The sequence below is a fragment of the Mesorhizobium sp. M0166 genome, from assembly GCF_040322255.1.
GTDB lineage: Bacteria > Pseudomonadota > Alphaproteobacteria > Rhizobiales > Rhizobiaceae > Mesorhizobium.
In genome coordinates this window covers 18,505-29,015 of record NZ_JAMYTD010000059.1, presented here as the reverse complement: position 1 = coordinate 29,015, position 10,511 = coordinate 18,505, and the positions used below count along the sequence as shown (strand labels likewise).

At 59.5% G+C, this 10,511-nt stretch carries 11 protein-coding genes and 2 pseudogenes; 4 read left to right on the top strand and 9 right to left on the bottom strand.

Features of this window, described 5'->3' with window-relative positions:
• Positions 1-689: 689 nt before the first annotated feature.
• A complete protein-coding gene (locus tag NKJ46_RS32420; protein ID WP_352595898.1) occupies positions 690-1,772 on the bottom strand; it encodes an HPP family protein in 1,083 nt (360 codons plus the stop codon).
• An 839-nt stretch (positions 1,773-2,611) separates the two neighbouring features.
• On the opposite strand from NKJ46_RS32420, the gene NKJ46_RS32415 reads away from it, so the two are divergent.
• Entirely contained in the window at positions 2,612-2,743 is a 132-nt protein-coding gene (locus NKJ46_RS32415) for a hypothetical protein (RefSeq protein ID WP_352671080.1), read from the top strand.
• 33 nt (positions 2,744-2,776) lie between these two features.
• Here NKJ46_RS32415 and NKJ46_RS32410 read toward each other — a convergent pair whose 3' ends face one another.
• The 3 genes from NKJ46_RS32410 to NKJ46_RS32400 all read right to left on the bottom strand — a co-directional run bounded on the left by NKJ46_RS32410 (position 2,777) and on the right by NKJ46_RS32400 (position 5,231).
• Positions 2,777-3,067 (bottom strand): ABC transporter permease family protein, encoded by a 291-nt coding sequence (locus NKJ46_RS32410; protein ID WP_352595894.1) that lies wholly within the window; start codon positions 3,065-3,067, stop codon positions 2,777-2,779.
• A 146-nt stretch (positions 3,068-3,213) separates the two neighbouring features.
• Entirely contained in the window at positions 3,214-4,869 is a 1,656-nt protein-coding gene (gene groL / locus NKJ46_RS32405) for a chaperonin GroEL (protein ID WP_352671077.1), read from the bottom strand.
• Positions 4,870-4,934: 65 nt separating this feature from the next.
• Positions 4,935-5,231, bottom strand: a complete 297-nt coding sequence (locus tag NKJ46_RS32400; RefSeq protein ID WP_352671075.1) for a co-chaperone GroES — start codon at positions 5,229-5,231, stop codon at positions 4,935-4,937.
• Positions 5,232-5,657: 426 nt separating this feature from the next.
• Between NKJ46_RS32400 and NKJ46_RS32395 the strand changes: the two genes are divergently transcribed.
• From NKJ46_RS32395 to NKJ46_RS32385, 3 genes are read left to right on the top strand one after another with little or no spacing between them, the layout of a single operon-like run.
• On the top strand, positions 5,658-6,020 hold the full coding sequence (locus NKJ46_RS32395; protein WP_352492854.1) for a S46 family peptidase: 363 nt from the start codon (positions 5,658-5,660) through the stop codon (positions 6,018-6,020).
• A gap of 34 nt (positions 6,021-6,054) precedes the next feature.
• Positions 6,055-6,381: a S46 family peptidase gene (locus NKJ46_RS32390; RefSeq protein ID WP_352671088.1), complete on the top strand. Its 327-nt coding sequence runs from the start codon at positions 6,055-6,057 to the stop codon at positions 6,379-6,381.
• Positions 6,326-6,640, top strand: coding sequence for a S46 family peptidase (locus tag NKJ46_RS32385; RefSeq protein ID WP_352596143.1), 315 nt, complete (start codon positions 6,326-6,328; stop codon positions 6,638-6,640). Before NKJ46_RS32390 ends, NKJ46_RS32385 begins: the two co-directional genes overlap by 56 nt.
• Positions 6,641-6,884: 244 nt before the next feature.
• Here the strand turns inward: NKJ46_RS32385 and NKJ46_RS32380 are convergent, their stop codons facing one another.
• The 5 genes and pseudogenes from NKJ46_RS32380 to NKJ46_RS32365 all read right to left on the bottom strand — a co-directional run.
• A complete protein-coding gene (locus tag NKJ46_RS32380) occupies positions 6,885-7,097 on the bottom strand; it encodes a hypothetical protein (protein WP_352596146.1) in 213 nt (70 codons plus the stop codon).
• 98 nt (positions 7,098-7,195) lie between these two features.
• Positions 7,196-8,347: a porin gene (locus tag NKJ46_RS32375; protein ID WP_352571074.1), complete on the bottom strand. Its 1,152-nt coding sequence runs from the start codon at positions 8,345-8,347 to the stop codon at positions 7,196-7,198.
• Positions 8,348-8,660: 313 nt separating this feature from the next.
• Positions 8,661-9,317: an antitoxin Xre/MbcA/ParS-like domain-containing protein gene (locus tag NKJ46_RS32370; RefSeq protein ID WP_352596149.1), complete on the bottom strand. Its 657-nt coding sequence runs from the start codon at positions 9,315-9,317 to the stop codon at positions 8,661-8,663.
• 620 nt (positions 9,318-9,937) lie between these two features.
• A pseudogene (locus NKJ46_RS34915) lies at positions 9,938-10,102 on the bottom strand (NrtR DNA-binding winged helix domain-containing protein); the annotation flags it as partial.
• 71 nt (positions 10,103-10,173) lie between these two features.
• Positions 10,174-10,483: pseudogene (locus NKJ46_RS32365) on the bottom strand (aspartate 1-decarboxylase); the annotation flags it as partial.
• Positions 10,484-10,511: the final 28 nt, after the last annotated feature.

The window sequence follows — 10,511 nt, the reverse complement described above, 5'->3', positions numbered from 1 at the left end:
CAGAGAAGCGGCTGCGTTTCATGTCCTGGTCCTCTCGATGGCCAGAACGAACTTCAAACCGGATTAGATCAGAGGGGCAAGGTCACTCGAAACTCAGGATCATGTTGACATCGCTGTTCGACAGAGCCGACTTCGCGCAAGGAAGCCACATCGTTTCGGAATTGCTTATCTCAGGGTCTATCGTCGGCCTAGTCAAACCCTTGGCGCGGCGAGGAAGCGGCGGTCGTCGGCGTGATGCATGACGGGAGTCGGCGGCGCCTCACCATAGGCGAAATGCAGGAACCAAAGGAAAGGACCACCTGCATGGAATTGCGAACCGCGTCCTCGGCGTCTGAGCCGCGACCCTTGCCAAGGATCATTCAACCCGCGACGTAGAGCTTCAAGCCAGCCTTGGACATGCGAACCGCGCTACCATCGTTGCAGAGGAGCCGTCCACCAGATGGTTCCATTTGTAGTCCGCGCCTTTGGTCGACATAGCGGACTGGCTCTGGCCACCGGCAAGGTTGAAGAGTGTTCCGTTGTTGCAGTCGTACTTGGCCTACGTGAACCAGATGCCTGAGCACGCGGTCGCGTTTCAGGGTTGATCTACTCGTAAAAAGGAATTGTCTTAGGCGGAAGGCCGCACTTAATACCACTATCCTATTGGCGCCCCATCGGGTTCCCGGATTGAGCAAGTCCGGATCACTATTTTATGCCGCTGCCAGCGTTGTGTCCGCCATGTGCACGCGCGCTGCCGCTGCCAGCAGGTCGGTCTGGGTGATCAGCCCAATAATGCGTCGCTCGGCATCGACGATGACCACGGCATGGCTGCGGCCGTCGGTGAGCACCGGCAGCAGGCTCATCGCCGGCGTATCGGGAGAGGCGGTGCCAGCCTTCGACATCACAGCCCTCACCGCGTCGGTCGCCTTCGTCAGCTCGCGCAGGCCAACTACACCGACCAGCCCGCCGTCGGCGTCGGTCACCGGCAGCGTCCGGATGTTGTGATCGAGCAGCAAATGACGCGCCTGGTCGGCAGGCGCATGTTCATCGACCGAAATCACATCGCGCGACATGATGTCCTCGCACAGCAGGGTCCGGTGGGAGCGCACCATCGCCTGCAACTCGACCTGCCGTAGCAGCCGCTCAAGATCGTTGCGGTCGATATCGAAGGTTTCCTCCAGCGCGCCGAGCGCGGCATCGATATCCTCGGGCTGGAAGCCGACCCGCTCCCGCGCCGGCGGATCGATGGTTCCATGCGCGCTTTTAAGGGCGGGAGCCGCCACATGCGGATAGTTGCGCCGCGACAGTTTATGGATGCCGTAGCCGAGTGCAACCAGCACGATCGAGTTCAGCGCTACCGGAACGAAGGGAAACAGCAAGCCCGAGCTGAAGACGGCCGGTCCGCCGAACACCGCAGTTAAGGCGGCGGCGCCACCCGGCGGATGCAGGCAGCGCGTGAACGACATGGCGGCGATCGCCAGCGCCACCGCAATGCCGGTAGCAAGGACGGGTTCATGCACGAAATGCGCCACGATCACCCCGACCAGCGCCGAAATCGTATTGCCACCGATAATCGACCAAGGTTGCGCCAGCGGGCTTGAAGGCACGGCAAAGAGCAGCACGGCCGATGCTCCCATTGGAGCAACCAGCAGTGCGACATGTGGGCCAGACCCGTTCGCCAGCGCACTGATCACGCCAGTCAATGCGATGCCGATCATGGCCCCGATGCAGGCGAGCAGCCGCTCGCGCAGCGTTGCACCCGCAAGGATCGGAACAAAGAGACGAAACGCCATGGCATACCCTTGGACGAGTGGTCGGAACTCCGCGCTCCGCAATGCAGGCAAAGCCACAGATTTGGAAGTTAAGCCAATTCGGAAAGCCGGCTCACGGGGGAATACTTTTGCGCGAAACGGCCATTGCCAAATGGGTGCAGACATTTTGATCAGCCAGAGGAGGCGGACGGCACGCTGATCCGCTCGAGCGCAGCTAGAGGCCAAGGGCTGTCGTGCCGCGGGCAGCCGGAAATGGGGATGGTCGGAGGTCGAGCTGGGATGGACACTAAGGAATTCAGAGGCTTCGAAAAGCGTGCTGACAATGTCGGCATGGCAAGACAAATCAGGCCCTTGTCGCTCCACTTCCGAGGCGAACTCCAGCGGAGTACGGCTTCTACGCGGTGCTTGGTCTGCCTGTCCTTGCCACCATCGGATTCGTTGGCTGCTGAAACGTCCACCTGTAGCCGCTGAGAAGACGACTGCCGCCAGTGCCGTCGTGGAACCGCCATATGACGGCGGCTTGGTTACAGAGCCGGCTTGTGTCGATCGGGCGGGGGAGCCTGATGTGACGTACATGGTCCAGAAAGTGGCCAATGAAGGTGCTGGCATCGTCAACGTGATCAGGTCACGTAATAGCGTAATACAACCGCGACCACGAGCCTCTCAGGCGTTCGATGAGGCGAGAAAATCCGATCACCAGACCACGCGCGATTCCGCCACACTGCCACACACGAAACCGATCAGGTCACGTTCCAGGCTCACCAGAAGATTGGAGCCGAGGCCACCTCGGCTGAACTCTGCCATGCCGCGGGCCGCACCTCTTCCAGCCGCGGTAGAAAACGTGGGTCAGCAGCGCCGGCATGGGCGAGCAACTCCCAAATCGCGAGCAGCGCCATCAGCACCGCAAGCGGCCGCAGATGTCGGCCGATGAAGCGGAAGGCCGGCGGTGCGATGGAAGCGCCGCGGCAGCCTATCCCGACCTGCAATCGTGATCAGGCTGATCGTGGGGTCTCCGGACGCCAGCGTTACAGATAGTTTTCGGCAAACGTGAGCAGGCCGTGGACCACCAATCCGGTCAGGCCGACCACGATCATGGCCGAAAAGACGAGTTCCAATTGAAAGAGCTGACGACCATAGGCCATCAGGTATCGGAGCCCTTCGAACGATGCGATGAGTTCTACCGCAACCAGGGTCTGCCAGCCGCTGGCAAGGCCTTCTCGCAGCCCTGCAGAGATCGACGGCGGGCGAGAGGCAGCACGATCATCGTGAGTTTCGACCAGCGGCTGAACGAAAGGACACGGCCAGACCCCCCTCACGACGACGCCGTTGCGCTTCGCTAACCCTTCGCCGCCATCAGGCTGGGTAGAGGACTTGCACGTCTAAAGCTGTCGATCATGCTCGGCACACACGAAAAGGGCGGCATCGCTGCCGCCCTTTCCGTAAGCTTGCGAGATTGGCTGGATTAGAAATCCATACCGCCCATGCCGCCCATGCCACCGCCGGGCATACCAGCCGGCATGCCGCCGCCAGCCGACTCCTTCTTCGGAGCCTCCGCGATCATGGCTTCCGTGGTGACCAGCAGGCCGGCGACCGAGGCCGCATCCTGCAGAGCCGTGCGCACAACCTTGACCGGATCGACGATACCCATGGCGATCATGTCGCCATATTCGCCGGTCTGGGCGTTGTAGCCGAAGGTCGCGCCCTTGTTCTCGAGGATCTTGCCGGCGACGATCGATGCTTCCGCACCGGCGTTGGCCGCGATCTGACGGGCCGGAGCCTGCAGCGCGCGACGCACGATGCTGATGCCCGCGGTCTGGTCGGAGTTGGCGCCGGTGACGGTGATGGCCAGCGAAGCGCGCAGCAGGGCGACGCCGCCGCCGGGAACGATGCCTTCTTCGACGGCCGCACGGGTCGCGTTGAGGGCGTCATCGACGCGGTCCTTCTTTTCCTTGACTTCGATCTCGGTCGCACCGCCGACGCGGATGACGGCAACGCCGCCTGCCAGCTTGGCGAGACGTTCCTGCAGCTTCTCCTTGTCGTAGTCCGAGGTGGTCTCCTCGATCTGCTGCTTGATCTGGGCGACGCGGCCCTGGATCTCTTCCTTCTTGCCGGCGCCGTCAACGATGGTGGTGTTCTCCTTGGAGATCGACACCTTCTTGGCGCGGCCGAGCATGTTGAGGCCGACATTCTCGAGCTTGATGCCGAGGTCTTCGGAAATGACCTGGCCACCGGTGAGGATAGCGATGTCTTCCAGCATGGCCTTGCGGCGATCACCGAAGCCCGGCGCCTTGACGGCAGCGATCTTCAGGCCGCCACGCAGCTTGTTGACGACCAGCGTGGCCAGGGCCTCGCCTTCGACGTCTTCCGAGATGATGACCAGCGGCTTCGAGGTCTGCACGACAGCCTCGAGGATCGGCAGCATGGCCTGCAGGTTGGAGAGCTTCTTCTCGTGGAGCAGGATGTAGGCGTCTTCCAGATCCGCAACCATCTTTTCGGCGTTGGTGACGAAGTAGGGCGAGAGATAGCCGCGGTCGAACTGCATGCCTTCAACGACTTCAAGCTCGGTCTCGGCGGTCTTTGCTTCCTCGACCGTGATGACGCCCTCATTGCCGACCTTCTGCATCGCTTCCGCGATCATCGAGCCGACCGACACGTCGCCATTGCCGGCGATGGTGCCGACCTGGGCAACCTCTTCCGAGGTCTTGATCTTCTTGGCGTTCTTGATCAGCGTCGCGACAACGTCGGCGACGGCGAGGTCGATGCCGCGCTTGAGGTCCATCGGGTTCATGCCGGCGGCAACCGCCTTGTGGCCTTCCTGGACGATCGACTGCGCCAGAACGGTCGCGGTCGTGGTGCCGTCGCCGGCGATGTCGTTGGTCTTCGAAGCCACTTCGCGGACCATCTGCGCGCCCATGTTCTCGAACTTGTCTTCAAGCTCGATTTCCTTGGCGACGGTGACGCCGTCCTTGGTGATGCGCGGTGCGCCGAACGACTTGTCGATGACGACGTTGCGGCCCTTGGGGCCGAGCGTGACCTTCACCGCGTCGGCGAGGATGTTGACGCCGCGCAGCATGCGCTCACGAGCGTCGCGGGAGAATTTTACGTCTTTGGCAGCCATTTTTTACTCCTGGGCATTTCGCCCGAAATTCAGATTGGATGGTGCGGATGAAAGGCGGCGGCGTGTCAGCCGATGACGCCCATGATGTCCGCTTCCTTCATGATCAGAAGGTCTTCGCCGTTGAGCTTGACTTCGGTGCCCGACCACTTGCCGAACAGGATGCGGTCGCCGGCCTTGACGTCCAGCGGGACGAGCTTGCCGACCTCGTCACGGGCGCCGGAACCGATGGCGATGATCTCGCCTTCCTGCGGCTTTTCCTTAGCCGTATCGGGGATGATGATCCCGCCGGGGGTCTTCGCTTCGGACTCGACGCGGCGAACGACCACGCGGTCATGCAGCGGCCGGAAATTCGACTTTGCCATTTTTGGATTTCCCTGGTGCGGATGTTGAACGGTTCTCCGTTGCCGGAGCGTGGTTAGCACTCATCTTGGGGGAGTGCTAACGCGGCAGTGAGATAGGCCGTAGGCTCCTGCTAGTCAAGACGGAAGAGGGACGGGCGAAGAGCAAAAGAGCGTGGAAGCACCGAGCCTTTTACGTGAACGACGTCGGAGATAGGACATGGGTGAGGCGGCTCACCATTTGTAATTGAAGGCTTTATTCATTTGGCACGATTGGTGCAGCGGATGATCCGCAAACGTTGCGCGCGACAAATATGAGAGGTGAGCGCCATCAGGACTGTTGCGGTTAACGGGTCCACAGGGTCTTTACGGTATTGGCCGCCGCGCGGGCGCCAGGACTCCGGCCATCCCGATAGTCACCAATCCAATCTGCGGAGAACAGGAGGCAAGATGAGAGCGACAGTCAGCATGAACTCGAATTTGAAATGTTTGGCCAAAGCAACTGCCATCGCCTTGCTCTGGACGGTCACGGCTACGTCGGCGGACGAAGGTATGTGGATGCCGGGCCAGACTGCGGAAGTGGGCGCGGCCATGCGCGCGGATGGGCTCCAGATCGATCCCGCCCAGCTGGGCCGTCTGGACGCTGACCCGCTCAACGCGATCGTATCACTGGGCGGATGCTCCGCCTCGTTCGTCAGTCCACAAGGGCTGGTCGCAACCAATCATCACTGCGTGTTCGAATCCATCCAATACCACAGCAAGGAGGGCCAGGACTATCTCACAGACGGCTTTCTGGCGAAGAGCCCTGGGTGAAGAATTGCCCGCGGCGCCAGGCAGCCGAATCTATGTGATCGAGGACGTGCGGGATGTGACCGCCGAAATGCTCAAGGGCGTCTCGGACAAGCTGAATGAGTTTGCCCGCTATGAGCGGCTCGCCACGAACCGCAAGGCCCTGATCGCCGCATGTGAAGGACAGCCCAATCGCCGCTGCGACGTAGGGGCCTATTATGGCGGCGCCTCCTACTATCTCCAGCAGAAGCTCGAAATCGAGGACGTGCGCCTTGTCTATGCGCCCGCGCTCGGCATCGGTAACCTTCGGCGGCGAAACGGACAATTGGATGTGGCCGCGCCACACAGGCGACTTCGGCTTTTATCGCGCCTATGTCGCTCCTGATGGTTCCTCCCGGCCAAATGCGCGCGACAATGTGCCTTACCGGCCGAAGAGTTGGCTACCCATAGCCTGTGAAGGCGTCAAGGAAGGCGACCTTGTGATGGTCGCCGGCTTTCCCGGCGCAACCCACCAGTTCCTGACGGCGGATGAAGTCCGGTTCAACTTCGCGCAATTCGAACCGCGGTTGCAGCGTTCGCTCTCGGATTATGCCGCCCAGATCAACCAGGCAACGGCAGGCAATCGCGAGGCGCAGATCCATTGACCGCCCGCTTCACAAATGGCTCGGCCTAAAACGCATGGGAAAAGCAGAAAAGGCAACAGATCGGCACCAGAATGAATATGGCCGCGCGAACTGACAGACGCGCCAACGATCGGCATCTCGCAGGGTCGGTGGCACTGGACGTGGCGCCCACCCTGCTGGCGCGACTCCCCATCAGGTCGTCGGGGTTTCGCTGGCGAAAAAAACTTCCGCGTGTCTCTGCGCGATCCATCCCGCTTGCGCGTGCCTAGTCAACCAAAAAACTGACCATCTGCAGGATCAGGATCAGCAAAAAAAAGCCAAAGGCAGACGCCAAAACAGCTGCCTGCAGGACGATGCGTTGTTTCTTACCCACAGTTCCCCCGGGAGAGAGTCTGATGATAACCCTTAAAAAAAGGGCGCCCGGGAACAGGGCGCCCTTCTCATCGACGAAATGCTCGGATTGGAGGTCCGTGATCAAGCAATTCGCCGAAACCTCTACAAGCCTCACCACAATGGTTCGGCCGCAAATTAGGCTCGCAGTTACCGCTCCGAACGCGGCAACGGGCTCTTCAATCCTCAGAACGAGCGCTGGAAGCGGAGCAGACCGCCGACGCTGTTCTTCTTGTCGGCATTGGTCCAGTTAGAGAAGTCCACATCCCCGAACTTGCCAGCGTGGAGATAGTCGACTTCGGCCGTGATCGTCAGACCAGGAACGATATCGTAGGCGACATTGGCAGCAATGCCGAGGTTCTTCCACTCGTCATACGCCGCCTGAAGGTTGAAAGAGGTCTTCTCGTTGAACTTGTAGGTGCCGCCGCCCCAGACGGCCCAGTTGCCACCCCACTGCTTGTAGAAGCCGCGGCCGCCGGCAGGAATGGCGTAGGTTCCATCGGTTAGGTTGTCGTCGGTCCCATAGCCAGCCATAATGAAAAGGGACAATTCGTTGGTGGCGTTCACATCCAAGCGGACCTTGCCGGCTACCTCTTCGTAGTTGCTGTCGTAAGCCACGACCCCGCTGATGGCGCCCCAGCCCTGCGTGTACTTCACGCCGCCGACAAGATGCGGAACGTAGCTGTCGATCGTGCCGACGACGCCAGAACCCTCTTCGAGCGATACCACGGCGGAGAAGCCATTGCCGGCGTCGAAGTAGTACTGCACGACGTTGGTGTCGAAATCGCCGTAGGGAACGAGCGTATCGTTGAGGACGTTGCCGGCATAGCCGATAAACGTATCGAACGCCGATTCGTCCTTGCCGACGCGAAGGCCACCGAGCTGGATCCAGGCGAAGTTTAGTGTGATGCCCCTGTTGAAGGCATAGTTCTGGGGACTGTCGGGACCCGAATAGGCGTTGCGGTTACCGAAATTGAATTTGGTCTCGGTGTATGTCTTCAAAGTACCGAGTTCGGTTTCCTGGCCGGTCCAAGTCCTTAGGTCAAAGCGGGCGTTCTTGCGCCAGGTGCCCTGGTCGCTGCCGTCTTGGACGTCGTGGGTCCGCGCCCCGTCGTAGGAGCCAACGTCGCCAGCGCTGATGTCGTAACGGACATAGCCGCCGATGCGCAGGCAGGTTTCGGTGCCGGGGATGTAGAAGTAGCCCGAGCCATATACGTCGCAGATCTTGACGTATTCAGCCGGTTCCGGCTCGGCGACCGTCACCGCGTCGGCGGCGCGGGCGCCGGAAGCTGCGATCAGAGCCGCAGCTGAGCCGAGAAGAAGGCTCTTGATGTTCATACTTATCTCCATTCAATGATTTGAAAAGGGCGAGGACGTCGATGGACGAACCGCTCCCGGTCCCCACGATCGAAAAAGATGCGCATCGCAATGCATCCTTCCCGGCTCGAACGCTATTCACCGGGCGAATTAGTGCAAGTTCAAATTCCGTTTGCCAACGTATATAGAAGTATCCGTTGCATTATTGTCACTAAATACATTGTATTACTTGCACAAATCGAACAACTATACATTTGCACAAATCGCACAATTGGTACATCTGCTTGTGCGCACTTACATAATGCGCGGAAAGCCATCGGCATCCGGCCAATTGTCAGATAGATTCAATCAGAGAAACAGCCTGGGCGGCGGATGTAACAACTTCTGTGTTCATACCTTCTCTGAGCAATTCGATAGGGACGCGACCCTTGAGAAGAGGCGAGGGGCTGATCAGCCACAGCCAAGCCAGTCTGGGATCGGAGATCGAGGAAAGGACCTGCCTGATTCCGGGCATAGGCCTGCCGTCGATGAACTGAGCTAGGGGAAATACATGCTTACGGGAGCCTCTCCGAAAGGCAACCACATCATTGTGTTGCTGCCACCAATACAAAGTGGACCGCGGTATTCCAAAACGTCTCTCGAGATGCGTCGACCCCGCAACTGGACCGGCCCATTCTGCAATGCGCGCGCCTTCTCTCGGGCAATCTTTCAGAACCGGATGCCCGAGCGGATGATCGGCTGCCCGTGGTCGCGAAGCGATCTCACCCGCCTGGGCGTTTAGCCGTCGCGCTGCTTCGGCCTCGAGCCTACCAAGAAATTCGGCGGCCACGACGGTCAATTCGTTGGAAGGAGAACCAGAAGGCGCAACAGCAGCCTTGTCACCCTGCTTCGCCTCATCGCATTGGGCAAGAATACGCTGCACCTCCCTCATGACAAAGCTTGAAAGCTCGGTCTGGCGCTTTTCATCCCCAAGATCACTCGACGCGGACATATCTGGCTTTCCCAATAGCATTCCCTCAGCAAGCCTCCGAAAGAGCGTTGAAGAAGTTGGGGGGACGGCGATGTGTTGCGTTTTCGTATGCGCGCAACCTAGCAGCCGTCTTGCGGCTTCAACTTTTGCCTCTCAATAAAAAGGGAAGAACATCAATTGACGACCGTCTTGCCCCCCACGATCGAAACAGACGCACATCGCAGTGCACGCTTCACAGTGGGACGCTATCCGCGACGCTCATTTGTGCAAGTTTAAAGTTTAGCTTGCCAGCTTTATATAATTAGACGTTTCTTTTATGCAACACTTTTCCAAGTGTTACTTGCACAAATCGAACGTCTTGCACATTTAGACGAACTGTACATTCGACAGCGACTTTGACGCACGCGTTTACTGGCGGTATACATCCCTCACCGTTGCCGCAAGGCATTGGCCCACTCGCGCGGCACCTCCTTCACGACAAAGGTTGAAAGCCCGTCCTCGGGCGTTTCATTTCCAAGATCACTTCGATCCACTCATACGGGCTTCCCGAGCGAGACCGTGGGTTCGGACCGTGCGAATGAATTTCTCGTTATAATCGAATTGATTATAAGGGTATATTTCTACGTTGAGTATAAAGGATGTCAAGCCCGCGCCAGCGGCAATTTTGTCCGGGCGACCGCCGTTTCGTCGAGGACATGGTGGCGGAAGCGATAAAGCTTCGCCGGCCGACCGCCGGTATCAAAAGCACTTTCGCCGGTCTCCTCCACCAGTTCCTGCTGCTCCATCAACCCGCGAAAGTTCTGCTGAAGCGCCCCTGCCGATGTAATCGTCAACGCCGTCCGCGTCAGCGCATTGCCATCGGCGAGAAGCCGACGACATTGTTGATGACGAACGTAACGATCCGCGGCTTCAGACAGGAATGTGCGCTTCGTCCAGATGGATGGAGTGGGCTGGCAGGTTCCGGGCGGCCGCGCCGTTGAGGATGCAGCATCGAGAGCCGCGCTCGCCGAGGAAGACATAGGTCGAGATGCACGCGCCGGAAGTCTTGCTCCATGTCTCCACGAATCCATTGGCAAGGATCCCGGCTTCTTCGCAGTGGTCAGGGTCGAGCGTTATCGAACCGTGGTAGTTGAGGTTTGCTTCGGTGACGTGGATGCGTGCAGCTTGCCGGCGACTATTTTTCGCATTGGCCCCGTTGTCCTATTCATCTCACAG